Source organism: Streptomyces sp. NEAU-174 (assembly GCF_052665095.1).
Genome location: NZ_JBQTCE010000002.1, coordinates 1,001,360 through 1,026,725 on the forward strand (window position 1 = coordinate 1,001,360; position 25,366 = coordinate 1,026,725).

Annotated in this window: 21 protein-coding genes; 6 read left to right on the plus strand and 15 right to left on the minus strand. The window is 71.5% G+C overall.

Annotation, left to right across the window (positions count from 1 at the left end; all coding sequences use genetic code 11):
• Positions 1–18: 18 nt before the first annotated feature.
• Positions 19–876, minus strand: coding sequence for a helix-turn-helix transcriptional regulator (locus ACT2CW_RS09000; protein WP_445516178.1), 858 nt, complete (start codon positions 874–876; stop codon positions 19–21).
• A gap of 131 nt (positions 877–1,007) precedes the next feature.
• On the opposite strand from ACT2CW_RS09000, the gene ACT2CW_RS09005 reads away from it, so the two are divergent.
• Positions 1,008–1,892, plus strand: a complete 885-nt coding sequence (locus ACT2CW_RS09005; protein ID WP_445516179.1) for an NAD-dependent epimerase/dehydratase family protein — start codon at positions 1,008–1,010, stop codon at positions 1,890–1,892.
• 300 nt (positions 1,893–2,192) lie between these two features.
• Positions 2,193–2,894, plus strand: a complete 702-nt coding sequence (locus ACT2CW_RS09010; protein ID WP_445516180.1) for a DUF5995 family protein — start codon at positions 2,193–2,195, stop codon at positions 2,892–2,894.
• An 18-nt stretch (positions 2,895–2,912) separates the two neighbouring features.
• On the opposite strand, the gene ACT2CW_RS09015 is transcribed toward ACT2CW_RS09010, so the two are convergent.
• From ACT2CW_RS09015 to ACT2CW_RS09030, 4 genes are all read right to left on the minus strand, one after another.
• Positions 2,913–4,622 (minus strand): flavin monoamine oxidase family protein, encoded by a 1,710-nt coding sequence (locus ACT2CW_RS09015; RefSeq protein WP_164425086.1) that lies wholly within the window; start codon positions 4,620–4,622, stop codon positions 2,913–2,915.
• A 66-nt stretch (positions 4,623–4,688) separates the two neighbouring features.
• On the minus strand, positions 4,689–5,486 hold the full coding sequence (locus ACT2CW_RS09020; protein WP_037951705.1) for a carbon-nitrogen hydrolase family protein: 798 nt from the start codon (positions 5,484–5,486) through the stop codon (positions 4,689–4,691).
• Positions 5,487–5,749: 263 nt separating this feature from the next.
• Positions 5,750–6,205, minus strand: a complete 456-nt coding sequence (locus tag ACT2CW_RS09025; RefSeq protein ID WP_445516181.1) for an Lrp/AsnC family transcriptional regulator — start codon at positions 6,203–6,205, stop codon at positions 5,750–5,752.
• Between the two features lie 10 nt (positions 6,206–6,215).
• The gene (locus ACT2CW_RS09030) at positions 6,216–7,688 is read right to left on the minus strand and encodes an amino acid permease (protein WP_445516182.1); all 1,473 of its coding nucleotides are present in this window, start codon (positions 7,686–7,688) and stop codon (positions 6,216–6,218) included.
• Positions 7,689–7,988: 300 nt separating this feature from the next.
• Here ACT2CW_RS09030 and ACT2CW_RS09035 point away from each other — a divergent pair, with 300 nt between their 5' ends.
• The gene (locus tag ACT2CW_RS09035) at positions 7,989–8,195 is read left to right on the plus strand and encodes a hypothetical protein (protein ID WP_164425081.1); all 207 of its coding nucleotides are present in this window, start codon (positions 7,989–7,991) and stop codon (positions 8,193–8,195) included.
• Between the two features lie 107 nt (positions 8,196–8,302).
• A complete protein-coding gene (locus tag ACT2CW_RS09040; RefSeq protein ID WP_233361553.1) occupies positions 8,303–8,959 on the plus strand; it encodes a DUF2637 domain-containing protein in 657 nt (218 codons plus the stop codon).
• 124 nt (positions 8,960–9,083) lie between these two features.
• Here the strand turns inward: ACT2CW_RS09040 and ACT2CW_RS09045 are convergent, their stop codons facing one another.
• The 7 genes from ACT2CW_RS09045 to rpe form a co-directional block, all read right to left on the minus strand.
• Positions 9,084–10,547: a GuaB1 family IMP dehydrogenase-related protein gene (locus tag ACT2CW_RS09045; protein ID WP_445516183.1), complete on the minus strand. Its 1,464-nt coding sequence runs from the start codon at positions 10,545–10,547 to the stop codon at positions 9,084–9,086.
• A 128-nt stretch (positions 10,548–10,675) separates the two neighbouring features.
• Positions 10,676–11,875 (minus strand): enolase C-terminal domain-like protein, encoded by a 1,200-nt coding sequence (locus ACT2CW_RS09050; protein ID WP_445516184.1) that lies wholly within the window; start codon positions 11,873–11,875, stop codon positions 10,676–10,678.
• 38 nt (positions 11,876–11,913) lie between these two features.
• Positions 11,914–13,563: an L-lactate permease gene (locus tag ACT2CW_RS09055; RefSeq protein ID WP_445516185.1), complete on the minus strand. Its 1,650-nt coding sequence runs from the start codon at positions 13,561–13,563 to the stop codon at positions 11,914–11,916.
• 194 nt (positions 13,564–13,757) lie between these two features.
• A complete protein-coding gene (locus tag ACT2CW_RS09060; RefSeq protein ID WP_445516186.1) occupies positions 13,758–15,896 on the minus strand; it encodes an NAD(P)-dependent oxidoreductase in 2,139 nt (712 codons plus the stop codon).
• Between the two features lie 239 nt (positions 15,897–16,135).
• Entirely contained in the window at positions 16,136–16,882 is a 747-nt protein-coding gene (locus ACT2CW_RS09065; RefSeq protein WP_445516187.1) for an IclR family transcriptional regulator, read from the minus strand.
• Positions 16,883–17,018: 136 nt separating this feature from the next.
• Positions 17,019–18,005 (minus strand): sugar-binding transcriptional regulator, encoded by a 987-nt coding sequence (locus tag ACT2CW_RS09070; protein WP_075200442.1) that lies wholly within the window; start codon positions 18,003–18,005, stop codon positions 17,019–17,021.
• A gap of 135 nt (positions 18,006–18,140) precedes the next feature.
• Entirely contained in the window at positions 18,141–18,815 is a 675-nt protein-coding gene (gene rpe / locus ACT2CW_RS09075; RefSeq protein ID WP_086882716.1) for a ribulose-phosphate 3-epimerase, read from the minus strand.
• A 130-nt stretch (positions 18,816–18,945) separates the two neighbouring features.
• On the opposite strand from rpe, the gene ACT2CW_RS09080 reads away from it, so the two are divergent.
• Entirely contained in the window at positions 18,946–19,878 is a 933-nt protein-coding gene (locus ACT2CW_RS09080; protein ID WP_445516188.1) for a serine hydrolase, read from the plus strand.
• A gap of 29 nt (positions 19,879–19,907) precedes the next feature.
• Here the strand turns inward: ACT2CW_RS09080 and ACT2CW_RS09085 are convergent, their stop codons facing one another.
• The 3 genes from ACT2CW_RS09085 to fmt form a co-directional block, all read right to left on the minus strand.
• Positions 19,908–21,377 (minus strand): RsmB/NOP family class I SAM-dependent RNA methyltransferase, encoded by a 1,470-nt coding sequence (locus ACT2CW_RS09085; protein ID WP_445516189.1) that lies wholly within the window; start codon positions 21,375–21,377, stop codon positions 19,908–19,910.
• 43 nt (positions 21,378–21,420) lie between these two features.
• Positions 21,421–23,466 (minus strand): ABC transporter ATP-binding protein, encoded by a 2,046-nt coding sequence (locus ACT2CW_RS09090; RefSeq protein ID WP_445516190.1) that lies wholly within the window; start codon positions 23,464–23,466, stop codon positions 21,421–21,423.
• A gap of 146 nt (positions 23,467–23,612) precedes the next feature.
• Positions 23,613–24,545, minus strand: a complete 933-nt coding sequence (fmt, locus tag ACT2CW_RS09095; RefSeq protein WP_164425066.1) for a methionyl-tRNA formyltransferase — start codon at positions 24,543–24,545, stop codon at positions 23,613–23,615.
• A 276-nt stretch (positions 24,546–24,821) separates the two neighbouring features.
• Between fmt and ACT2CW_RS09100 the strand changes: the two genes are divergently transcribed.
• The gene (locus ACT2CW_RS09100; protein ID WP_210610208.1) at positions 24,822–25,337 is read left to right on the plus strand and encodes a hypothetical protein; all 516 of its coding nucleotides are present in this window, start codon (positions 24,822–24,824) and stop codon (positions 25,335–25,337) included.
• Positions 25,338–25,366 lie beyond the last annotated feature (29 nt).

The following is a 25,366-nucleotide window of genomic DNA, read 5'->3' on the forward strand; positions in this document are numbered from 1 at the left end:
GCGGAACCTCCCCGGGCCTCATCCTCGCGGCGCGAGGTCCTGGAGGCCCACCACCCGTAGCAGTTCCAGCCGCTCGGCGGACTCGCTGCCGGGGCGGGCGGTGTGGACGATCAGCCGCTGGGCGTGTTCCGAGCTCAGCAGGACCTCGCAGTCCAGCTCCATCGTCCCCACCACCGGGTGGGTGAACCGCTTGACCGTGGAGTGGCGTACGGCCACCTCATGGGCCTCCCACAGCGCCGCGAACTCCGCACTCACCGACAGCAGTTCGGCCACGAGCCCCGCCGGGCCGGGGTCGTCGGGGCGGGCGGCGAAGACGGCCCGGAGGGTGGCCACATGGAGCCGGGCGTGCTCCTCGAGCTCCTCGCTCGGGAAGATCCCGGGGGTGCCGGAGCCGGCGTCGCGCCGGGTGAAGAAGGACCGGACGATATTGCGGTCGCCGGGCGGCCGCCCCATGATGTCGCCGACCAGCGCCGCCGCCATCGCGTTCTGCGCCAGCACCTCGCCCCAGTCGGTGATCACCTGGGCCGGGGTGTCGTACAGCCGGTCCAGCACCCTGAGCAGACCGGGCCGCACATGCTCCGAGGTGCTGCGGTCGCGCGGCGGCTCCTCCCCCACCAGGTGGAAGAGGTGGTCCCGCTCGTCGTGGGTGAGCCGCAGCGCGCGGGCCAGCGCGGTCAGCATCTGGCGGGACGGGCGCGGGCCGCGGGCCTGCTCCAGCCGGGTGTAGTAGTCCGGGGACATGCCCGCGAGCTGGGCCACCTCCTCCCGGCGCAGCCCGGGCGTACGGCGTCGGGGGCCGGGCGTCAGCCCCACCTCGGCGGGGCCGAGGCGGGCGCGGCAGCGGCGCAGGAAGTCGGCGAGTTCCGTTCGATGCACGCTCCCATCGTGGCCGTGCCCGCGTCCCGTATCCAGGGTCTGCGGATCCCTGGATGAGGAGGTCTCTCCCGGCGCCGCCCCGCCCGCCGCAGGCTGGGGCCGAGCGACGAACGAGACGAAAGGCGGAGCTCATGCCCTTGATTCTGGTGACGGGTGCGACCGGCCAGGTGGGACGGCGGTTCACCAAGCGGCTGCTGGAGCGGCGCGCGGCCGGTACCGAGGTACGGGTGCTGGTGCGTGACGAGGAACGCGGCGCCCCCTTCGCGGCCCAGGGCGCGAACCTCATGGTCGGCGATCTGCGCGAGGAGAAGGATCTGCGGAGGGCCATGGAGGGGGCGCATGCGGTGGTCAACATCGCGGCGGCCTTCCGCGGGGTGCCGGACGAGGAGGCGTGGGCGGTCAACCGGGACGCGGCGGTGGCGCTCGGGCGGGCCGCGGTCGAGGCCGGAACGAGCCGGTTCCTCCAGGTCAGCACCAATCTGGTGTACGGCGCCGCGCGCGGGCGGCCGCTGACGGAGGACGACGAGAGCAGGCCCGGCGGGCTGCTGTGGGGCGCGTACCCCGCCTCCAAGGCGGAGGCGGAGCGGGAGCTGCTGGCGCTGCACCGCGAGCACGGCCTCGATCTGCGGATCGGCAGCCTGGCCTTCGTCTACGGGGACGGCGATCCGCATCTGGCGAACGTCCTGCCGCACGCGGCGGCATGGGCCGGGAACCAGCGGCTCGCCATGGTCCACCACGCGGACGCGACGCAGGCGCTGCTGCGGCTGCTGCGCGCCCCGGGCGGCACGGCCGGCGGCTCGGTGTCGGGCCGCAAGTACAACATCGTGGACGACGCCCCGGCGACCACGGTCGAGCTCTTCCAGATCAACGGGGTGCCGCTGCCCGAGGGCATGACCGAGCGGACCGACGAGGACCCGTGGTTCGGGATCACCTCCAACCTCCGGCTGCGCGACGAGCTGGGCTGGCGGCCGCTGTATCCGTCGATGTGGACGGCGCGCGACGCGGGTGTGCTGTGATACGGCGTTGACGGGGCGTCAGGGCCGGTCGTCAGAGGGGACGCCCTGCTCGCGGCCGGGCGCCCCAGTTGACGACAGGCCCTGAGCAGGTCGGAGGAAGTCCACTACGGTTCGGGCAGCACCCCGAAGGGGCGCGGGGCCGTGTCGATGTGCGGCTCCGCCGCGTGGGCGACCAGCCACGATGCGGCCGCAGAGGCACGACGGCATCCCATGGCACTTCCCGCGGAGCGCTTAGGCCGTCCAGGGGAAGCGGCGGCGTACGGCGGGACCGCGCCTGTCCGGCCTGCCACGCTGGTGTCCATGACGATGCCCACGCCCGCGCGGCTCGCACCGCGCACCGTGAGAAGCGTCGTGGCGCGCATGAGCGCGCTCGGCGCGGCGCTGCCGCCGGGGGACGGGGTGGCGGTCTTCAACGGGGTGTATCTGTCGGTCACCGAGGAGGTCGGCCGGCGGCTCGCGGACGGGTACTTCCACGACCCGTCCGCCACCGAGGAGCTGGATGTGCGGTTCGCCGAGCGCTATCTGGCGGCGGTCGACGCGGTGACGACCGGCGGGCGGCCGCCCGCCTGCTGGCGGCCGCTGTTCCAGCTGCGGTGCCATCCCGGGGTCCGCCCGGTGCAGTTCGCGCTCGCCGGGATCAACGCCCATATCGGCCATGACCTGGCGCTCGCGCTGCTGGACACCTGCCGGGCCCGGGACCTCGAACCGGACGCCCTGGAGGGCGACTTCGACCGGATCGGCGCCCTGCTCACGGGGATGGAGGAGCGGATCCGGGAGGAGCTGATGCCCGGCCCCGATCTGCTGGACGTGGCCGATCCGCTCACCCATCTCGTGGGCTCCTGGAGCCTGGAGAAGGCGCGGGACGCCGCATGGGCGGCGTTCCGCGCGCTGTGGGGGCTGCGCGCGGTGCCGGAGCTGGCCGAGGAGTTCGCCGAGCGCGTCGACGCCACCGTGGGTCTGGTCGGGCGCTTTCTGCTCACCCCGCTGCCGTCCGCGTGCTGAGGCGGGCCCCGGACCGGCTCAGTCCTCGGGGAGCTCGACGGGCGCGATCTCGTCGTACAGATCGCCCGGCCCGGGGTTCTTCGGGTCGGTGGAGCCGCCGAACTGGTGCATGACGCCCCACACCGCGTTGAGCGCGGTCTGGATGGCGCCCTCGGCCCAGCCCGCCGTCCAGGAGATGTCGTCGCCCGCGAGGAAGACGCCACGCTTGTCGGCGGGCAGCCGGTCCTGCATGAAGTGGGTGAACAGCCGGCGCTGGTAGCGGTAGTGGCCGGGCAGATTGGCCTTGAACGCGCCCATGAAGTACGGCTCGTTCTCCCAGGACACGGTGACCGGGCTGCCGATGATGTGCTTGCGGATGTCGACATTCGGATAGATCTCCGAGAGCGACTTGAGCATGACCTCCATCCGCTCGTTCGCCGACAGCGGCAGCCACTTCAGGCTGTCGTCGCACCAGGTGTAGGAGAGGCAGATGACGGCGGGCCGGTCCGGGCCGTTGTCCAGCAGATAGGTGCCGCGGGTCATCCGGTCGGTGAGCGTCATGCTCATCGTGTCCCGCCCGGTGACCTCGTCCTTGTCCAGCCAGAACGGCCGGTCCACCGGCACGAAGAGCTTGCTGGACTCCATGTAGTGGGTGCGCTCGATCGCCGTCCAGTGGTCGATCGGGAAGAGCGAGTCATCGCAGTCGATCTGGGAGAGCAGCATCCAGGACTGCGCGGTGAAGACCACCGCCCGGTACGAGCGGATGTCCCCGCTCGCGTCCGTCACCACAACGCGGTCGCCCGCGGCCCGGTGCAGCCGGGTCACGGCCGGGCGGGGCGCGCCCTCGTGCAGCGAGGCCAGCGAGGTGCCCTGGGGCCAGTGGACGATCTTCTCGGGCTCGCGCTCCCACAGCCGCAGCGGCAGCTGCTGGCTGCCGCCGACGATGCCGCGGTGGTGGTCGTCGGCCTCGGTGTAGACGACCCGCAGGATCTCCAGGATGGAGTTGGGGAAGTCGGTGTCCCAGCCGCCGGTGCCGAAGCCGACCTGGCCGAAGATCTCGCGGTGGCGGAAGGAGGTGAAGGCCGAGGAGTCGCAGAGGAAGCCGTAGAAGGTCTGGTTGTCCAGCTTCTCGACCAGCCGCGCCCAGATCTCCCTGATCCTGGGCACGTCCCGCTCGCGGATCGCGCGGTTCATGTCGGAGAAGTCCGCGCCCTCCTCCAGACAGGCGTTCCAGGCGTCGGCCACCTCGCGGTAGACCGGCGGCAGATCGTCGATAGTGCGGGCGTAGTGGGACTCGCCCTTGAGGTCGACGACGGTCGAGGGGGTCTCGGGGGCCAGCGGGTTGGGGAACGGCTGGGTCTTCAGGCCCACCAGGTCGATGTAGTGCTGGAGGGCGGTGGAGGACGGCGGGAAGCGCATCGCGCCCATCTCGGCGGTCAGCTCGTCGTCACAGCCGTCGAAGCCGACGGTGCGCAGCCGTCCGCCGATCCGGTCGGCCTCGTAGACCACGGGCCGCAGGCCCATCTTCATCAGCTCGTACGCGGCGACGACACCGGAGAGACCGCCGCCGACGACCGCGACCTCGGCGCCGTGCTCGGTCGCCGGTATCTGGCCCAGGCCCGCGGGGTGGGCGAGGTAGTCGTCGTAGGCGTAGGGGAAGTCCGGGCCGAACATGGTGATGGGCGGCAGGGCCTCGAGCGCCTGCGCCTCCTGCTCGTCATGGACGGCGGTGGGCACCGTGGACGTCATGGGGTACGGACTCCTTGCTGCTTGGTGCTCAAAGGGGTGGTTCGGGTGCGGCAGGGGCCGGACGGATCAGCCGAGGGAGGTGTAGAGCCCGGGGCGGCGGTCCCGCAGATACGGGTTGATCCGGCGCGAGGTCGTCAGCAGTTTGGGGTCGACGTCGCCGAGGAGGAGCTCCTCACCGCGCCCGGCGCGCAGACAGGTGGCGCCGTCGGGCCCGGCCAGACAGCTCAGCCCGACGAAGTCGAACTCGCCCTCGCGGCCACTGCGGTTGACGTACGCGATGTACATCTGGCTCTCGAAGGCCCGCACCGGGATCAGGGATTCGGCGACGAACTCGAAGGGGTGCATCTGCGCGGTGGGCACCACCAGCAGATCGGTCCCGGCCAGGGCGTGGGCCCGTACGTTCTCGGGGAACTCCACGTCGTAGCAGACCAGGATGCCGACGGTCAGCTCGCCGATGGTGGCCTGGACGACGGGGGTCTCCCCGGGGGTGAACGACTCCCGCTCGAAGCAGCCGTAGAGATGGGTCTTGCGGTAGTTGGCCAGCTCGGTGCCGTCCGCGCCCACCAGCCGCGCGGAGTTGTGAACCGCGTCCGCGTGGCGCTCGGGGTAGCCGTAGAGGACGGCCAACCCGTGCGTCGCGGCGATCTCGGCCACGGCCCGGCCACTCGGCCCGTCCGCGGGCTCGGCCAGCTCCCGTACGCCGCCACCGATGGCGTAGCCCGTGAGGAACATCTCCGCGGTGACCAGCAGCCCGGCGCCGTCGGCGGCCGCGCGGGCGGCGGCCTCGTCGAGGACCTTGAGGTTACCGGCGGGGTCGCCGGGGTGACCGGAGTTCTGGAGCAGAGCGGTGCGCAGCGGCGGCATGGCAGACCTTGGGAGGAGGAGTACGGGCATAAAAACAGTACGTTGCCTCCGGATCGCCCAACAAGACGACTTCATTGCGTCCGGCGTCGATTCATGACGTATGGGCCCCGGCACACGACGATTCATTGCACGCGCCCCAAAGGGGCGCGGGACTGTGTCGATATGCGGCTCCGCCGCGTGGGCGCGACCAGCCACAACGAACGCCGCAGCCGACCAACAACAGCTCATGGCAGACGCCACGAACCGCACACCCAGCGAAGCGCCTACGTAGGCGCACCCGAGCTGAACCTCCGCAGCAACGGCGACAGCACCAGCACAGACTTCGTACGCTCCACGAACGGCTCCCCCGCAATCCGCTCCAGCACCCGCTCAAAATGGCGCATATCCGCCGCGAAGACCTGGACGACGGCGTCCGCGTTACCGGTGACGGTGGACGCGGACACCACCTCGGGATAGCGCGACAGACCTCGCCGGATGTCCTCCGGCGAGGTGTTGTGGCGGCAGTAGAGCTCGATGAAGCCCTCGGTCTCCCAGCCCAGCGCCACCGGGTCGACCCGCACCGTGAAGCCCGTGATGGCTCCCTCCGCGCGCAGCCGGTCCACCCGCCGTTTGACGGCGGGCGCGGACAGCCCGACGATTTCGCCGATGTCGGCGTAGGAGCGGCGGGCGTCCTCGGCGAGGGCGTGGACGATGCGTTCGTCGAGATCGTTCAGTCGCACTGGGGGGCAATCACTTCTCTGCTGTGGCCAGTCGGGATCGGCGCATGCCGTATCCGAAGTACAGCACAAGGCCGACGGCCATCCACACGCCGAAGACCACCCAGGTCACGAACTGAAGGCTGCCCATCATCCACAGACACAGCACGAAGCCGACCACCGGGAAGAGCGGGGACAGCGGCACCCGGAAGGTCCGCGGCATATCGGGCCGGGTCCGGCGCAGCACGATCACGGCGATGTTGACCAGCGCGAAGGCGAAGAGCGTGCCGATGCTGGTGGCGTCGGCGAGCTGGCCGAGCGGGATCGCGGCGGCGAGGACGCCGCAGAAGAGCGAGACGATGACGGTGTTGGCGCGGGGCACCCCGGTCCGGGCGTGGACCGTGGAGAAGACCTTGGGCACCAGCCCGTCCCGGGACATCGCGAAGAGGATGCGGGTCTGTCCGTAGAGCACGGTCAGCACCACGGAGGCGATCGCGATCACCGCGCCGGCCGCCAGCAGCACGGCCCAGAAGTTCTGTCCGGTGACATCCTTCATGATCGAGGCGAGCGCGGCCTCGGAGCCGGAGAACTTCTTCCACGGCAGCGCGCCCACCGCCACGGCGGCCACCAGGCAGTACAGCGCGGTGACGATGATCAGCGAGAGCATGATCGCGCGGGGCAGGTCGCGCTGGGGGTTCTTGGCCTCCTCACCGGCCGTGGAGGCGGCGTCGAAGCCGATGTAGGAGAAGAAGAGGGTGGCGCCGGCGGCGCTGACGCCCGCCATGCCCAGCGGCATGAACGGGGTGTAGTTGCCGGCCCGGATGCCGGTGAAGGCGACGGCGCAGAAGAGGATCAGCGCCGCGATCTTCACCCCGACCATGATGGCGTTGGCGCGGGCGCTCTCCTTGGCGCCGCCCAGCAGGAACGCCATGGCCAGCAGCACCACGAGCAGTGCGGGCAGGTTGAAGATCCCGCCGTCCCCGGGCGGGGCGGCCAGCGCGTCGGGGATGGTGACCCCGAGGGTGCCGTCGAGCAGTTCGTTGAGGTACTCGCCCCAGCCGACGGCCACGGCCGCCACCGAGACGCCGTACTCCAGGATCAGACACCAGCCGCAGATCCAGGCGATAAGCTCGCCCATCGTGGCGTAGGCGTACGAGTAGGAGGAGCCGGAGACCGGGATGGTGCCCGCCAGCTCGGCGTACGACAGCGCGGAGAACAGCGCGGTGAGCCCGGCGATGACGAACGACACGACGACCGCGGGGCCCGCGTCCGGCACCGCCTCGCCGAGCACCACGAAGATGCCGGTGCCCAGGGTGGCGCCGATGCTGATCATGGTGAGCTGCCATACGCCCATCGAACGCCGGAGGCTTCCGCCCTCGCCCTGGCCGCCCTCGGCGACCAGCCGTTCCACCGGCTTGCGCCGCATCAGCCGGGCGCCCAGCCCGCTGACCGGAGGGTCTGGTTCCGGTTGCTGGGTGGCGGGTGGTGCTGCGCCGTGCTCCAACACTTGGGTGGCTCCTTATTCGCTGCCATCAGGTGGTGGCGACCGACTGCGGACATACGGGTACCCGGGAGGGAAACCCGCAGGTGGGAATCGCCGAGCAGCCGGTCTTCGCCACTCCACGTCAGCGCAAGACCCTATGAGCCGTCCGCCGACGGCCGTAATGGACCATGGTTGCGCATACGTGTCGCAACGTTGCGCGCGGGGGCGCCCGACGGTGAATCGTTGCGAAACACTGAGCTCGTCAGCGCGCGTTTCACCCGAATGCCGCGATACTGCACCATTTTAGCGGTCGTTGGTGGGGACGTGACCACTGACAGCCTGCAACCACCCGATCACTCCCGCCTCGGTGCCGAACCGGTGTTCCGGCCTCGCGACCAGGGGGGTGACAGCGAGCGCTACCCGCTCGAATACTGCGCGAGAGTGTGGGAGGACTTCATCCGGACGCTGGGCCGGATCGAGGCGGACTTCCTCCAGCGCTCCGATACCACAGAACCGGGCGTCAAGGCATGACGTACACCGAGCCGAGGCCGGGCGGCTACGGGCCCCCTCCCACCGGCCACCGGTCCGCCCCCGCACCCCCTCCCGGGGAGCGGTTCGAGGTGGCAGCCGATTATGAGATGAATCCTTTCCCCCTGCCCGACCCGGAGACCATCGAGGGCCGCTGGGACCTGGAGGGGGACCTGGCCCGGCTGCTCCAGACGTCCTCCGCCGAGGAGGCGCTGCACACCACCGGCCCCATCGGACCACCGGTCACCCCCCTGCGAACCCCCTCCCCCGCGCATGTGCGGGGGCGCGGCAAGCGCCGCCGGGTCCGCTTCCGGCTGCCGACGATGCCGTGGCTGCATGTGATCAGCCTGATCTTCGCGGCGGTCACCACGGTCATCGTCGCCATGCTGAGCGTGCTCGGCGGCATGATCTCCTACCGCCCGCTGCGCTATCTGGCTTCCCCGAGCACCACGGAGTCCATGGCGGCGTGGTGGCCCCTGCTGGTCTACGGACCCTGGCTGGTCGCCTCGCTGTCGGTGCTGCGGGCCGCCCTGCACCGGCGGGGCGCGGCGCACTCATGGGCCGTGGTGGTGCTCTTCTCCACCATCGCGGTGTTCCTGTGCGTGGCACACGCCCCGAGGAACGCGCCCAGCATCGCCGTGGCCGGCCTTCCCCCGGTCGCCGCGCTGGTCTCGTTCCACCAGCTGGTGCGGCAGATCACGCTCACCAGCCCGCCACGCCACGCGCTGCCCCGGACCCGGGGCGAGCAGCGTGGCATGGCGAGATGAGCCACCGTCGCGAGACAGCGCGACAGCCCCACTCACCCGAGCCGAGTGGGGCTGTCGCGCTGTATCGGTCCCAGACGCTGTCTCGGCCCCACGGGACGCCGTCCCCGTCCCAGGAGACGCCGCCTCAGTCCCAGGAGGCATGGAGGGGCTTGCCCTCGGCGTAGCCCGCGGCGCTCTGGACGCCGACGACCGCCCGCTCGTGGAACTCCTCCAGCGACCCGGCGCCCGCGTAGGTGCAGGAGCTGCGCACGCCCGCGACGATCGAGTCGATCAGGTCCTCGACGCCCGGCCGGGCCGGGTCCAGGAACATCCGCGAGGTGGAGATGCCCTCCTCGAACAGCCCCTTGCGGGCCCGCTCGTACGCCGACTCCTCGCTGGTGCGATTGCGCACCGCGCGCGCCGACGCCATGCCGAAGCTCTCCTTGTACGGGCGGCCGTCGGCGGTGTGCTGAAGGTCGCCGGGCGACTCGTACGTGCCCGCGAACCAGGAGCCGATCATGACGTTGGACGCCCCGGCGGCCAGCGCCATGGCGACGTCGCGGGGGTGCCGGATACCGCCGTCCGCCCAGATGTGCTTGCCGAACTTCCGCGCCTCGGCGGCGCATTCCAGCACCGCGGAGAACTGCGGCCGGCCGACGCCGGTCATCATGCGGGTGGTGCACATGGCACCCGGCCCGACGCCGACCTTGACGATGTCGGCACCGGCCTCGATGAGATCGCGCACCCCCTCGGCGGCGACCACGTTGCCCGCCACCACCGGCACCCGCGGGCCCAGCCCCCGGACCGCCTTGAGCGTGCTGATCATCGACTCCTGGTGGCCGTGGGCGGTGTCCACGACGAGGGTGTCCACCCCGGCGTCGAGCAGCGCCATCGTACGGCCCTCCACATCGCCGTTGACCCCGACGGCGGCCGCGATCCGCAGCCGGCCCGCCGCGTCCACCGCGGGCGTGTAGAGCGTCGCGCGCAGCGCTCCCTTGCGGCTCAGGATGCCCGCCAGCTTTCCGTCCGCGTCCACGGCGGGCGCCAGCTTGCGGTGGGCGGCGTCGAGGCGGCTGAACGCCTCCTGGGGGTCGATGTCGGCGTCGAGCACCATCAGCTCCCGCGACATCACCTCGGACAGCTGGGTGAAGCGGTCCACCCCGGTCAGGTCGGACTCGGTCACCACGCCCACCGGACGCCCGTCCTCGACCACCACACCCGCGCCGTGTGCCCGCTTGGGCAGCAGCGACAGCGCGTCGGCGACGGTGCCGGTCGGGGCGAGCACGATCGGGGTGTCCAGCACCAGATGGCGGCTCTTGACCCAGCGGACCACATCGGTGACGACGTCGATCGGGATGTCCTGCGGGATGACGACGAGGCCACCGCGCCGGGCGACCGTCTCGGCCATGCGGCGGCCGGCGATCGCGGTCATGTTGGCGACGACGAGCGGGATGGTGGTGCCGGTGCCGTCGGGGGCCGACAGGTCCACTCCCTGGCGGGAGCCGACCGCGGAACGGCTCGGCACCATGAACACATCGTCGTAGGTCAGGTCGTAGGGAGCCGGAGATGACTTTACGTAGCGTCCGGTACCGGGCTCAAGGAATTGCATACTTCTACATTTTCACATGAAGGGAGGCAGGTCACCCCCAGGATGGCACAGCAAACGAGCCTCATGATCATGTAATCCTACAAGGAGCACGACGCTACCGCGGCGCCTCGCCGGCGGACGGCGCCGGCTCAGGAAAACGCGAAGACTTCCTTGTCCGTCTCCACTCGGTCCTCATCTATTTCGATTCCGAATCCCGGCCGGGTGGGCAGCGGAATCACTCCGCCCTTCGGAACGGGAGCCTCCACTTCGAAGTAGTGCTTTTCCGGAGTGAAGCGGTAGAGGTACTCGACGGACGGACAGAGCTGCGGCGATTGGCTCGCCACGATATGCAGCGCGGCGTGAATACCGTGCCCGTGCGGGAACACCTGAACGCCGAACGGCTCGGCCATGGCGCACATGCGCACCACCTCGGTGACACCACCGCACCATTCCGGATCGACTTGCACCACGCTCAACAGCCCCTTCCGCAAAAAGGGCAGGAGATCGTACCGGTCGTACAGATGCTCACCGGCCGCCAGCGGAATGGTGGTCGAGGAACGCAGCTGCGCGAACGACGGTACCGCCGCCGCCGGGAATGGCTCCTCCAGCCAATCCGGCCGGAGGTGCTCCACCCGGGCGCACCAGGCCCGGGCATACGGAAGGTCCCAGCTCATGAAGGCATCGAACATCAGGGCGGATCGAAAACCGACGGCCGCTCGGGCCCGTTCGACCAGCGCGATATTGCGTTCCATTCCCTCGGGGCCCTGCGCGGGCCCGTCGCCGAAGAACCACTTCTGGGCGGTGTAGCCCTCGTCGAGCAGTTCCTCCGCCGTGCGCTCGACTTCGCCGTCGGAATGAAACGTGCCATGAGTGCTGGCATAGGCCGGGATATGCGTACGACCGGCCCCTCCGAGCAGCTGCCAGACGGGAACGCCCAGCAAGCGGCCGCGCAGATCCCACAGCGCGTTGTCCACGGCGCTTATCGCCATCTTGCGGATTCCATGGCGTGAGTGCCGGTCGGTGCGCTGCAACACATCCCAGATATAGCCGTTCGCCATCGGGTTCAGGCCGAGCAATCCGCTCGCCATGCCTTCCGCCAGCGGGGCGGCCACATCCTGGTCGAGCGGCCCGTATCTGCCGGTCACACCGGCCGTGGTCGCGATCTCGAGGTACCTGGCGGTCCTGCGACGGGGGTCGGACAGCAGCACCTGGCCCGCGGATCCGGTGTGGAACGCCGGGTAGATGCTGAGCGGACGGGATTGCGGCGGGGCCGCACGGTGCGGTGAACCGGCGGCGAGCACGGCGCCGACCTCCCTCATCCGTACCGATGAAATCGGCGCGTCGATCATGGGATTGCCTCCATAGGGATGGGTGTATCGAGTGCCGGTCACGGCACGAGCCACCCGAGGACCGGGGTCGACTGGAGATAGACGAGCAGGCAGAGCGCGGGCACGAGCACCGCGGACGCGACGAGCACCCGCCGGAGGATTTCGCCCTCGCGCCCCGCCAGGCCGACGGCCGCCGCTCCGACGGCGAGGTTCTGCGGGCTCATCATCTTCCCCAGGACCCCGCCGGCGGTGTTGGCGGCCGCGGCGAGGGTCGGCGACATCCCGGTCCCCTGGGCGGCGCTGACCTGCAACGCGCCGAACAGCGAATTCGATGACGTATCCGAGCCGGTGACGGCGGTACCGAACCAGCCGAGCAGCGGGGACAGGACGACGAAGAAGCTTCCCGCGGTGGCCAGGAACAGGCCGAGCGTCGTGGTCTGCCCGGACAGGTTCATGACATAAGCAAGCGCCAGTACGGCCATGACGGTGCCTCCGGCCTCGCGCAGCTGCGACAGCGTCCGGCCGTAGGCCCGCAGCGCCGTGCGGGCGCCGATCCGGAGCATCATCGCGGTGACGACGCCCGCGATGAGCAGCACGGTCCCGGGGGTGGCGAGCCAGTCGAACTTGTAGGTCGCGAGCGCCACCGGCTCGCCCTGTGGTGTCCGCACCGCGAGTCCGGGCCATGCGAAGGTCACCGTGGCGGCCTTCAGCACGCCCTTGACACTCGGGACCACGGACACGGTGAAGAACACGATGATCACCAGGTAGGGCGCGAAGGCGCGGAAGACGTCGACGCGGGACGGAGCGGTGAGAACGCCGGTCGCGCCGCCGCCGGTTGGCGTCAGGGCGCCACCACCGGGCGTCTCGGCGTCGGCCCGGGCCGAGGGCTCCGAGCGGCGCGGCTGCCAGAACCGCGTCAGCAGCAGCACGGATCCGGCCGAGGCCAATGCGGCGACTATGTCCACGAGTTGGATCGGGCCAAAGGTCGCGACCGCGTACTGCGGGACGGCGAACGCCAATCCGGCCACCGCCGCCGCGGGCCATACCTCGCGCACCCCGCGGGCGCCGTCGAGCACCACAAGCAGCAGCATCGGGACGAAGAGCGCGAGCACCGGAACGAGGTGGGCGGTGGCCCGGCTCAGCGTGTCCACCGGAATCCCGGTGACCTGACCGAGTGTGATGATCGGCAGCCCGACACCGCCCCACGCCACCGGCACGGTGTTCGCGATCAACGACACCGTCACCGCCCGCATGGCCGGTAGCCCGAGCGCCACCAACATCACCGAGCAGATCGCCACCGGCGCCCCGAACCCGGCCAGCGCCTCCAGCAGCGCGCCGAAGGAGAACGCGATGATCAGGCCCTGTATCCGGCGGTCGTCGCTGACTCGTGAGAACGCCTCGCGCAACCGGTCGAAATCCCCGCTGTCGCGGGTCATCCGGTAGACCCAGATCGCGTTGGCCACGATCCACATGACAGGGAACAGCCCGAAGACGGCCCCCTCCGCCATGCCGGACACCGCGGTTCCGAACGGCATCCCGTACACACCGATCGCCACGGCGGTCGCGACGAGCAACCCGGTGACGGAGGCGATCCACGCCCGGACCCGAAACACGCCCAGAAGCAGGAACAGCAGCAGGAGCGGGACGGCGGCGGTCAGGGCGGACCACCCCAGGGATCCGCCCAGAGGGGCGGTGGGCTGTTGATACATGACGGACCTCCGGCAGCGTTGATGGAGGAGCAACTGGACAAATCGGCAGGGGAGTTCGGGGCCCAAGACAGAAGGCGGGCCTCTGCTCCGACTTCTCTGCGTCTTATATTTAAGACACTGTCTGTTATGTAAGTCGGATTGTGTATGCGTGCGGCGAATCACGTCAAGGCTGATGACATTGCTCGTGCGCCGGGTCAGTACGTTCCGTGCACCACGTTCGGCGGTTCCTCGCCCCGTACGAAGGAGCGCAGCTGCTCCGCCACGACGTCGTAGGCCCGGGACATCGTCAGCGGCACACTGGCGGCCACATGCGGGGTGAGCAGCAGACCGGGCACCTTCCACAAGGGGTGCTCCTCGGGCAGCGGCTCCGGGTCGGTGACGTCGAGCGCGGCCCGCAGCCGCCCGGAGTCCAGCTCGGCGACGAGCGCGTCGGTGTCACAGACCGGGCCGCGCGCCGCGTTGACCAGCACCGCGCCATCCGGCATCGCGGCCAGGAACTCCGCGTCGGCCATGCCGCGGGTTTCCTCGGTGAGCGGGACGACCAGCACCGTGGCATCGTGCTCGGGCAGCAGGACCGGCAGCTCGGCCATTCCGTGCACGCCGTCCCGGGCGTGCCGGCCGACCAGCGTGGTGCTCACCTCGAACCCCGCCAGCCGGCGGACCGCGTTCTCCGCCACGTCACCGGCCCCCACGATGAGGATCTTCTTGCCGGCCAGCTCCTCGGTCCGGTGGTAGTCCCAGCGCCCTTCGTCCTGGGCCCGGGCGAACCGCGGCAGGTGCCGGTACACCGCGAGCAGCGCCGAGACCACCCACTCCGCGGTGGCGCCGCCATGAGCGCCCCGGCAGTCCGAGAGCGCGACCCCTTCGGGCAGCCGCCCGAGCCACGCCTCGGCCCCGGCGGTGAGGAGCTGCACCAGCTCCAGCTCCGGCATTCCGTCGGTCAGCGCGGTCATTCCCGGGGTCATCAGAAACGGCGCCACCAGCACCCGCGCCGTGCGCGCCTCGGCGGGCAGCGCGGACCGTGGATCGTAGACGACCGGGCGCAGGCCGGGCACGTCGGCGAGGACCGCGGCACAGTCGGCGTGGGGGACGAGGACCACGGCGGGGTCACTGATGGTCGGCACCATAGGCGACGGGCTCCTGTCCCGGAGGTACGTGGACATGGCGCGGAGGCCGAAGTCCCAGGGCGGCAGCTCCTCCGTGGGCACGGTCGTGTTCATGAGCGTGCCGAGGTGGGGACTGCTGATGGTGACCCGGTCGCCGGGCCGGTGAGTGAAACCCATGCCCGCCTCTCCCCGATCCTGGGTGGGGGCGAAGAGCGTTCCGGTGAAGAGGGCGAAACCGTCCGGATACTGGTGATGGACGCCGCACGTCGCGCCGACGAGTTCCTCGAATGTCCGGCTGATGCGGGAGAGACTGTTGTGGCCCTCCAGGCGGAAGCCGTCCCGTCCGGCTATCCGGAGGGTGATCTCCTCGTCGCGGAGTACGTCGAGGGTGAAGTCGCCGTCGAGAAGACGGACGAACGGGCCGACGGCGCAGGAGGCGTTGTTGTCCTTGGCCATGCCCAGCAGGAGTGCGCTGCGCCCCTCGATATCCCGCAGGTTCACGTCATTGCCGAGCGTCGCTCCCTTGACGCGTCCGCCCGAGTCGACCACGAGGACTAGCTCAGGCTCAGGGTTGTTCCACGCGGAGAAGGACGGGATGCCGATGGCGCTGCCGGGGCCGACGGACGACAGGACGGGGGCCTTGGTGAACACCTCCGGATAGGGGCCAAGGCCCACCTCGAGATACTGGGACCACATGCCTTGCGCGGTCAGCACTTCGATCACGCGAAGCGCCTCCGGGGACCCAGGCGCCACCGCGAGGCTTCCGCCGAGAGCGTCCATGACCAGGCCGCGGACGGCCGAGGCGCGGGTGAAGTCGCCGCGGCAGCGCTCCTCGATGACCCGCTCGATCAGGCTCTCGGTGAAGGTGATGCCACATGCCTTGATCACTTGCAGGTCGATGGGCGCGAGCAGCCGTGGGACGTTCGGGTCCGCACCCGCCGACGAGGCGGCGACGTCCTTCAGGGACCAACGGGCCGGTGCCGCGGCCCGCGCGACGGCACGCCCGGGTGCGGCATGCTCGAGGAGCCCGGCGACGGTCGAGAACTCGTCGGTGAGGTCCAGGAGTTGGTCCCCGCGGACCGTCACCACTCTGGGGCCTCCCGTCTCGGGGTCCCAGACCCGTCCGACGAGAACGGAACGCGCGGAGTCCGCGGGCAGCAACTGAGCCGGGAGAGGCGCCTCATCGGTCGCGTCGAAAGTGGTGACGCTGGTGCGTATGACGTTCATGGCTGCTCCTTCGCGCGCCTTCACCTGCTGCCGGCCGTCCGCGGCGCGTCCACTATGAAGTTCGCCGGGCACCCCGCCACGATGTGTTCCGCTCATCGGAACGGGAGGCTGGTGCGGCGATCGCGGAGCAACGGCGACGGCCCGGCCGCCCCACCGGAGCGGGGGCGGCCGGGCCGTATGAGGTTCCGGACTGTCTCAGTCCGTGGAGCGCGGGTTTCGTCGTGGGGTGGCGCCGCGGTTCACCAGCCGGGCCCGCGCCTGCCCACGGTGCGCGACAGGCCCAGCGCCGTGGCCCGCAAGGTCGGCCAGACCCGCCCCGCGTCGATCCTCGCCGGATGCCCGGCGACCGAGATCGCTCCGACCACCGCTCCGCTCGCGTTACGGACCGGGGCGGCCACGCACGCGACGCCGACCACGGCCTCCTCCCGCTCCTCCGCGAAGCCGCACGCCCGCACGCGCTCGATTTCAGCGCGGAGGGCGACCAGGTCGCGCACCGAGCGTGGGGTCTGACCGACCAGGCCGCGCGACACCAGAGCATCGAGCCGGTCAGGGAGGTCATGGGCAAGGATGGCCTTGCCCAGCGCCGTGCAGTGCATCGGCAGCCGGCCGCCCACGCGTGGGGGCTTCCGAGGCTGGTCGAGGGCGTTGATCTTCTGTATGTACACCACGTCGGGCCCCTCCGGCACCGCGAGGTTCACCGTGGCGTGCGTCGCCTCGGAGAGGCAGGCGAGGAACGGCGCCGCGGCGTCGCAGAGCGAGCGCTGGACGGAGACGAGCTGACCCCACTCGAACATCCGCATCCCCAGTCGGTACCCCTGGCGGGTCCGCTCGAGGACCTTCCACTCGCCCAGCTCGCCGAGCAGGCGGTGCAAGGTGGTCTTGGGGATACCGGTCCGCCGGTGCAGCTCCGCGAGGCTCAGCGATTCATCACCGGGCTCGTAGGCGTTCAGGAGCGCCACGGCCTTCCCGAGGACCGACTTCGACACGGACACGTGACTCCTCAGCGAGCGGGGCTGCTGACCTTAACCCTGCTCACAGGCCCGCTCAAGCCCTCGGCACTCCGCGGCGAAGCCGCCGTCCGAGCCGCCCCGTGACCCCCGGGGGCTTACGCCCCCGGAGGGCTTACGGCCCGTCCGGGTCGGCGCGGTCGAGGGCCGGGTGGGCGGCCGGGGTGATCCCGAGCAGGTAGTCCGCGGCGGCGGTGTCCGTCACCAGGCTGGTGACCAGCCCGGACCTCAGCACCGCCCCGATCGCCTCGGCCTTGCGGCGGCCACCGGCGATGGCCACCACCTCGGGGATCCGGCGCAGCCGGTCGGCCTCCACGGTGATGCAGCGCTCGCCCAGGTCGCGGCCGATGCGGCGGCCCTCGGCGTCGAAGAGGTGGGCCGACATCTCGGCGGCGGCGCCCAGGCTCTCGTAGTGGGCCCGCTCCTCCTCCGTCAGCATGTCGTAGACCGTGGAGATCCCGGCCTCCCACGAGCCGATGGAGACGCAGGCCACGGTGACCTTGTCGAAGTACTCGAAGGCGCGGGCGATACCGGTCTGGCCGCGCAGGGCGTCCGCGGTGGCGGTGTCCGGCAGCAGCATCGGCGCGTAGATGGGATGCGCCTCACCGCCGGAGACGGCGGCGGCGCGGCGCACCGCCTCGACCGAGCCGCGCTCGGCCGTGCCCGCGTCGTAGACGCCCGTGAGCTGGACGACGGTGCACGGGGGCAGCCGGTGCAGCGCGGCCGCCATGTGGATCGTGGACCGTCCCCAGGCCAGCCCCAGCACATCCCCCTCGGTCACCAGCTCGCCCAGCAGGTCCGCGGCGACCTCGCCGAGGTTCTCCGGGTCCGGGGTGTCCGCCTCGGCGTCGGCCGGGGACTCCACGACGACAGCGTGGCGCAGCCCGTAGCGGGCGCGCAGCGCGTCGGAGCGCTCCGCGTCGAGCTCGGCGGGAACCCGGATTTCGATGCGCACCAGATCGCGCTCGAGCGCCGTCTCCAGCACCCGCGCGACCTTGAAGCGGCTGACGCCGAACTCCTCGGCGATCTGGATCTTGGACTTGCCCTCGAGGTAGAAGCGGCGCGCCATGGCGGCCGCCTGCACCAGTTCGGCGGGTCCCATCCGCGTGGCTGAACGGCCCGTCGACACCGCGGTCTCCTCACTATTCACTGTCCGGACTCACCGTTCATCCTGTCAGAAACGGCGGAGTTGGTTTGGCCTTCATCCTTGAGTTCACCGACCGGTAGCTGCCTCGCCTCATGAACCGGGGGTGCCGGTCGCCTTTTCGGCCAGGTGGCGCAGCTCCCGTACGGCCTTGGCCGGGTCGTCGGCGCCGTAGACGGCCGAGCCCGCGACGAACACATCGGCGCCCGCCTCGGCGCACCGCTCGATGGTCTCGGCCGAGACCCCGCCGTCCACCTGGAGCCACATCTGGAGGCCGTGCCGGGCGATGAGCTGCCGGGTGCGGCGGATCTTCGGCAGCATGATGTCGAGGAACGCCTGGCCGCCGAAGCCGGGCTCCACGGTCATCACCAGCAGCATGTCCAGCTCGGGCAGCAGATCCTCGTACGGCTCGATGGGCGTGGCGGGCTTGAGCGCCATCGAGGCCCGTGCGCCCTTGGCCCGGATCTCGCGCGCCAGCCGCACCGGCGCGGCCGCGGCCTCCACATGGAAGGTGACGGAGCCGGCGCCCGCCTCGATGTACTGCGGCGCCCAGCGGTCCGGGTCCTCGATCATGAGATGGCAGTCCAGCGGGGTCTGCGTGGCCCTGCCCAACGATTCGACCACCGGCACGCCGAGGGTGAGGTTGGGGACGAAGTGGTTGTCCATGACGTCGACGTGGAGCCAGTCGGCGCCTTCGACCGCCTTCGCCTCATCCGCCAGGCGGGAGAAGTCTGCGGACAGGATGCTGGGATTGATCTGCGGGGCCATGGGTCCAAGCCTCCCACGATCGGCGCCGGTCCATGGAGCCGGGATCCGATCATCGGCCCGCTCGGATCGACGGACGCCGGGGGAGACGAGATCATGAAGATGGTCGAGCAACCCCTACAGGCAACCCACCATGACGAGCGATCCCCTACCCCGGCATCCCCGCACCGCGGTGTGCGCGGCGCTGACGGCGGCCGTCGTCGCGGCGCCGGTCGCCGGGACCGGGCCCGCCTCCGCGGCGGCCACCGCACCGCGGCCGGTCTGCGTCTCGCACCAGTCCGGGCTGGCCGGAAAGCTGTCCAAGGACATCGCCGGCGCGCTGCGCGGCCGGTCCGGCACGGTCGCGATCAGCCTCCGCGACCACACCACCCGCACTCGCTGCACCCTGCGCGCGAACCAGCGGTTCGACTCCGCGAGCGTGGTGAAGGTGACGGTCCTGGGGACGCTGCTGTGGGACGCCCAGCGGCACCACCGGGGGCTGACCAAGCGCGAGAAGACCCTCGCCAAAGCCATGATCACCAAGTCGGACAACGCCTCGACCAGCAAGTTGTGGAAGCAGCTCAAGCCCGCCAGGGTCAAGGCGTTCCTGCGGGCGGCCGGAATGGACGCCACCGTGCCCGGCAAGGACGGCTACTGGGGCCTGACCCGGATCACCGCGAACGACCAGGAGCGGCTCCTGGAGCTGATCACCCACCCGAACACGGTGCTGACCGACGCCTCCCGCACGTACATCCTCTCGTTGATGGGCAAGGTCATCCGGGAACAGCGCTGGGGCACCCCGGCCGGCGCCCCGCGCGGGGTGCGGATCCAGGTGAAGAACGGCTGGCTGGAGCGGTCCTCGCACGGCTGGCGGGTGCACAGCGTCGGTGCCTTCACCGGCGGCGGCCACGACTACACGCTCACCGTGCTCACCCAGGACGACCGCACCATGGAGGCGGGCGTGGCCACCATCGAGGCGGTGGCGCGCGCGGTGCACAGGGACCTCAACCCCACCGCCCACGCCGATACGCTCTACGCCCCGACCGACCGTCCCGAGGAAGCGCTTCCGGCGGTTCCGGAGGACTGACCCTGGACCGACCTCGGACTTGGGCGCGGTCAGCCGGTGCGGCGCAGCAGGGCCAGATACATGGCGTCCGTGCCGTGCCGGTGCGGCCACAGCTGGATGTCGGGGCCGTCGCCCAGCTCGGGCACCCCGGGCAGCAGCGGCCGGGCGTCGATCCACTCCGCGGAGACGGCCGCGCCGCCCCGCCCCTTGAGGACGTCCTCCACCACGGCCCGGGTCTCTGCCGGATGCGGGGAGCAGGTGGCGTAGCCGACCACCCCGCCGATCCGCGCCGCGGCCAGCGCCTCCCGCAGCAGCCCGCGCTGGAGCGGGGCGAAGCCCTCGAGATCCTCGGGTCGGCGCCGCCAGCGCGCCTCGGGGCGGCGGCGCAGGGCGCCCAGGCCGGTGCAGGGAACGTCCACCAGCACCCGGTCGAACGACTCCGGGCGCCACGGCGGCCGGGTGCCGTCCGCGGCGATCACCTGATACGGGCCCGGGTTGCCCGCCAGGGCCCCGGCCACCAGCCGGGCCCGGTGCGGCTGCTTCTCGGCGGCCAGCAGCGAGGCGCCGCGCTCCGCGGCGAGCGCGCCGAGCAGCGCAGCCTTGCCGCCGGGGCCCGCGCAGCCGTCCAGCCAGCGCCGGTCGTCCCCCTCCAGCGGGGCGTTCGCCAGCGCGATGGCCACCAGCTGGCTGCCCTCGTCCTGCACTCCGGCCCGCCCGTCCCGCACCGCCCCCAGCGCACCGGGCTCGCCGCCCTCGGTGAGCCGCACCGCGTACGGCGACCAGCGGCCCGGCTCCGCGCTCTGGTCGCCGACCGCGTCCAGCAGCTCCCCGGGCGTGGACCGGCCGGGCCGGGCGACGAGGGTGACCTCGGGCCGTTCGTTGTCGGCGGCCAGCAGCTCCTCCATACCGGCGCTGCCGCCGCCGAGCGCGTCCCACAGGGCGGAGACGACCCAGCGCGGATGGGAGTGGCGGACGCCCAGATGCTCCTCGGGGTCCTCGTCGTAGGGCGGGGCGACCCGCTCCAGCCAGCCGTCGAGGTCATGCGTGGCGATCTTGCGCAGCACGGCGTTGACGAACTTGGCCCGGCCGTCGCCGAGCACCACCCGGGCCAGCTCGACGCTGGCCGAGACGGCGGCGTGGGTGGGGATACGGGTTCCGAGCAACTGGTGGGCGCCGAGGTTCAGTACATCGAGCACGGGTGGATCCACCTCGCGCAGCGGGCGGTCCACGCATTCGGCGATGATCGCGTCGTAGGTGCCCTGGTGCCGCAGGGTGCCGTAGACCAGCTCGGTGGCGAGCGCCGCGTCCCGGGAGTCGAATCGCGGCCCGCCGGCCTCCGCGCTCTCCCGCGCCTTGCGCAGCAGGGGCGGGAGAACGAGGTTGGCGTACGCGTCCCGTTCGTCCACCGCCCGCAGCGCCTCGAAGGCGAGGATCCGCACGGGGTCCTTCTGCGGGCGGCGGTAGGGCTTGCCAGGCCGGTTCGGGGCGTGGGGACGGCGACGACGGGGCTGGTCGGTCACGGGAAATGTGCTCCGGGAGACGGATCGGGCTGAAGGGACAAGCCTACGTCGCCGGGGCGTCGGCGGTCGTGGGGCCGCCGTCCAGGGCCGCTCCGTCCAGGGCCGTACCGTCCACGATGGTTCCATCCACGGTCGTACCGTCCACGATGGTTCCGTCCACCGTCGTGCCGTCCACGATGGTTCCGTCCACCGTCGTGCCGTTGACGGCGAATCCGCCGTCGGCACTCGTCGGCTGCTCGAACTGGGTGCGGTACAGCTCCTCGTAGCGGCCTCCGGCGGCCAGCAGCGCGGTGTGCGTACCGCGCTCCACGATCCGCCCGTCCTCCACGACCAGGATGAGATCCGCCGCCCGGACCGTGGACAGCCGGTGGGCGATCACCACCGCGGTGCGCCCGTCCAGCGCCTCGCCGAGCGCCTCCTGGACTTCCGCCTCCGAGGTGGAGTCCAGATGCGCGGTGGCCTCGTCCAGGATCACCACCCGGGGCCGGGCCAGCAGCAGCCGGGCGATGGTCAGCCGCTGGCGCTCGCCGCCGGAGAGCCGGTAGCCGCGCTCGCCCACGACGGTGTCGAGACCGTCCGGCAGCGCCGCGATCAGCCCCTCGAGACGGGCCCGGCGCAGCACCTCCCACAGCTCCTCGTCGGTGGCCTCCGGCCGGGCCAGCAGCAGATTGGCGCGGATCGAGTCATGGAAGAGATGGCCGTCCTGCGTGACCATGCCGAGGGTGGCGCGGATCGAGTCGGCCGTCAGATCGCGTACGTCCACCCCGGCGAGCCGTACGGCGCCGCCGTCGGCGTCGTAGAGCCTCGGCAGCAGCTGCGCGATGGTCGACTTCCCGGCGCCGGAGGAGCCCACCAGCGCGACCATCTGGCCCGGTTCGGCGCGGAAGGACACCTGGTGCAGGACCGGGACGCCACCGCGGGTGTCCAGGGTGGCGACCTCCTCCAGGGAGGCGAGCGAGACCTTGTCAGCGGCCGGGTAGCCGAAGTCCACGCGGTCGAACTCGACGGACACCGGCCCCTCCGGGACCTCCCGGGCGTCCGGCTTCTCCTTGATCAGCGGTTCGAGGTCGAGCACCTCGAAGACCCGCTCGAAGCTGACGAGCGCGCTCATCACCTCGACCCGCGCCCCGGCCAGCGCGGTCAGCGGCGCGTACAGCCGGGTGAGCAGCAGCGCGAGCGCGACGACGGCGCCGGGGTCGAGCCGCCCGTGCAGCGCGAACCAGCCGCCGAGGCCGTAGACCAGGGCGAGGGCCAGGGCGGAGACGAGGGTCAGGGCGGTCACGAAGGAGACCTGGACCATCGCGGTCCGCACCCCGATGTCCCGCACCCGGCGGGTGCGCGCGGCGAACTCGGCGGACTCGTCGGCGGGCCGTCCGAACAGCTTGACCAGGGTCGCCCCGGGCGCGGAGAAGCGCTCGGTCATCTGGGTGCTCATCGCGGCGTTGTGCGCGGCCGCCTCGCGCCGCAGCTTCGCCAGCCGTCCGCCCACCCGGCGCGCGGGCAGCAGGAAGACGGGCAGGAGCAGCAGCGTCAGCAGGGTGATCTGCCAGGAGATCCCGACCATGACGACAAAGGTGAGCAGCAGGGTCACCACATTGCCGACCACCCCGGAGAGGGTGTCGCTGAACGCCCGCTGCGCGCCGATGACGTCGTTGTTGAGCCTGCTGACCAGCGCACCGGTGCGGGTCCGGGTGAAGAACGCCACCGGCATCCGCTGGACGTGGTCGAAGACGGCGGTGCGCAGATCGAGGATCAGCCCCTCGCCGATGTTCGCCGACAGCCAGCGGGTCACCAGCCCGAGTCCCGCCTCCGCCACGGCGATCGCGGCGATGAGCCCGGCCAGCCAGAGCACCGTGCCCTGTCCCGAACGGTGGACGATCGCGTCCACCACCCGGCCCGCCAGCAGTGGCGTCGCCACCGCGAGCACCGCCGCGACCGTGCTCAGCACCAGGAACAACAGCAGCTGACGGCGGTGCGGACGGGCGAAGGCGCCGATGCGGCGCAGCGTCTCGCGGGAGAAGGGCCGCCGGTCGTCCTGGGCATTGGCCGTCTGATACAGGGAGTGCCAGGCGGTCGATTGCATGTCCATCACGTACCTCCGAGGTCTCGTGAGGAACGTAAGACTTCAACCTAGGTTGAAGTCAACATCCGCCTCCTGGGCGCGTCCGTGGCGCAGCTGGTTCTGGCGCGGCCTTTGGCGCGGCCCTTGGCGCGGCCTTCGGCGTGGCGGCCCGCTCAGGCCCCGAGCCGCTCGCCCTCCGCGATCCGCACCCCGCGCGCCCAGTCCGCCGCCGGCATCGGCTTCTTGCCCTGCGGCCGCACCCAGGTCAGCTCGACGGCATGGCTGCCGGTGCCCACGTACACGGCCTTCTTGGTGACGGCCGGCACACCGGGCGCCAGATCCGTACGGTCCGCCACCGGGCGCGCCGAGACGACCTTCAGCCGCTCCCCCCGGAAGGTGGTCCACGCGCCCGGGGCGGGGGTGCACGCGCGCACCAGCCGGTCGACGCGCAGCGCGGGCGCCGTCCAGTCGATCTCCGCGTCCTCGACGGTGATCTTCGGGGCGAGCGAGATGCCCTCGGCCGGCTGCTCCACCGGGCGCAGGGTGCCGTTCTCGATGCCGTCCATCGTCGCCTCGAGCAGCCCGGCACCGGCGAAGGCGAGCCGGGTCAGCAGATCGCCGCTGGTGTCGGTGGGCCGCACCTGCTCCGTCACCACCCCGAACACCGGCCCGGAGTCCAGCCCTTCCTCGATCTGGAAGGTCGAGGCGCCGGTCATCTCGTCGCCCGCCAGCAGGGAGTGCTGCACGGGGGCCGCGCCCCGCCAGGCCGGGAGCAGCGAGAAGTGCAGATTGACCCAGCCGTGCGCGGGGATCTCCAGCGCGGCCTTGGGCAGCAGCGCGCCGTAGGCCACCACCGGGCAGCAGTCGGGCGCGATCTCGGTGAGCCGGGCGAGGAACTCCGGATCGCGCGGCTTGTTGGGCTTGAGCACCTCGATACCCGCCTCCTCGGCCCGCTCGGCGACCGGGCTGGCCACCAGTCGGCGGCCGCGCCCGGCGGGCGCGTCGGGACGGGTCACCACGGCCACCACCTCGTGCTTCTGGGACGCGATCAGCGCGTCCAGAGCGGGCAGGGCGACCTCGGGGGTACCGGCGAAGACGAGCCTCATGGGTGGCGAACTACCTCTCACACAGCGGATACGGCGGGAACGTCGCGAACAGCGTCTGAAGTCTATGGTCCGCCGTCCGAGGGGGCGTACGAGCGGACTGCCGCACGCCCCGGACCGTGACCGACGGGCGGGTGCCGCGTTGGTCAAGGCAGATTGACCGCATCGGGCCGCTGTCGCGGCCCGATCCATTTCCCGCCGTCCGTCCGACTCCCAGCCCATCCCCTCAACTCCCCCATCCCCCAATCCCCCGTCAACGCCGGTTCGAGAGGCTTGTTCATGGCCGACCACGCAACTCATGACGCCCAGGCACGGGCCAGCCTGCACCTCCTGGTCCGGGACATCGAGCGGGTCCGCCGCCAGGTGGACGCGCTGCGCACGCTCACCGCCCAGCTCGGCAATGTCTACCGCCCCCGTCGCACCGGCCCGTCCGCCGGTTTCGTGGTCTACGGACGCGCCCCGGCCCCCACCGTGCGGCTCGCCCAGGAACTGCGGGACAGCGTCGAGACGCTGGTCACGGCCGCGGTCGACTTCGATCGCTCGCTCGGCTTCTCCTGGGACGCGGTGGGCTCGGCGCTCGGCGTCACCAAGCAGGCGGTGCACCGCCGTTACGGCGCCCGCCGGGCCGCCGCGCAGAGCGCGGCCGAGGGCGGCGAACCGTCCACGGGCCGCCCGGCCGAGCCCGCCCCCCTGCCCTCGGTGCCCGCCGCCCGCACGGTCCCCCCGCAGTCGGCCCCGTCCCTCCGCGAGGACCCCCGCCCGAGCGCGTTCCCGAGCCCTCGGCCCTCTCTCTAGAGGCTCGTCAGAGGCTCGGCTCTCCCCGG

What these genes read in the sequence shown, in the direction of transcription:
- rpe (WP_086882716.1), bottom strand. Translation starts at nt 18,815, where the DNA reads ATGGCCCCGCAGATCAATCCCAGCATCCTGTCCGCAGACTTCTCCCGC.
- ACT2CW_RS09050 (WP_445516184.1), bottom strand. Translation starts at nt 11,875, where the DNA reads ATGATCGACGCGCCGATTTCATCGGTACGGATGAGGGAGGTCGGCGCC.
- ACT2CW_RS09040 (WP_233361553.1), top strand. Translation starts at nt 8,303, where the DNA reads ATGAATCCTTTCCCCCTGCCCGACCCGGAGACCATCGAGGGCCGCTGG.
- ACT2CW_RS09045 (WP_445516183.1), bottom strand. Translation starts at nt 10,547, where the DNA reads ATGCAATTCCTTGAGCCCGGTACCGGACGCTACGTAAAGTCATCTCCG.
- ACT2CW_RS09005 (WP_445516179.1), top strand. Translation starts at nt 1,008, where the DNA reads ATGCCCTTGATTCTGGTGACGGGTGCGACCGGCCAGGTGGGACGGCGG.
- fmt (WP_164425066.1), bottom strand. Translation starts at nt 24,545, where the DNA reads ATGAGGCTCGTCTTCGCCGGTACCCCCGAGGTCGCCCTGCCCGCTCTG.
- ACT2CW_RS09055 (WP_445516185.1), bottom strand. Translation starts at nt 13,563, where the DNA reads ATGTATCAACAGCCCACCGCCCCTCTGGGCGGATCCCTGGGGTGGTCC.
- ACT2CW_RS09090 (WP_445516190.1), bottom strand. Translation starts at nt 23,466, where the DNA reads ATGGACATGCAATCGACCGCCTGGCACTCCCTGTATCAGACGGCCAAT.
- ACT2CW_RS09100 (WP_210610208.1), top strand. Translation starts at nt 24,822, where the DNA reads ATGGCCGACCACGCAACTCATGACGCCCAGGCACGGGCCAGCCTGCAC.
- ACT2CW_RS09060 (WP_445516186.1), bottom strand. Translation starts at nt 15,896, where the DNA reads ATGAACGTCATACGCACCAGCGTCACCACTTTCGACGCGACCGATGAG.
- ACT2CW_RS09015 (WP_164425086.1), bottom strand. Translation starts at nt 4,622, where the DNA reads ATGACGTCCACGGTGCCCACCGCCGTCCATGACGAGCAGGAGGCGCAG.
- ACT2CW_RS09070 (WP_075200442.1), bottom strand. Translation starts at nt 18,005, where the DNA reads ATGGGACCCGCCGAACTGGTGCAGGCGGCCGCCATGGCGCGCCGCTTC.
- ACT2CW_RS09010 (WP_445516180.1), top strand. Translation starts at nt 2,193, where the DNA reads ATGACGATGCCCACGCCCGCGCGGCTCGCACCGCGCACCGTGAGAAGC.
- ACT2CW_RS09020 (WP_037951705.1), bottom strand. Translation starts at nt 5,486, where the DNA reads ATGCCGCCGCTGCGCACCGCTCTGCTCCAGAACTCCGGTCACCCCGGC.
- ACT2CW_RS09080 (WP_445516188.1), top strand. Translation starts at nt 18,946, where the DNA reads ATGACGAGCGATCCCCTACCCCGGCATCCCCGCACCGCGGTGTGCGCG.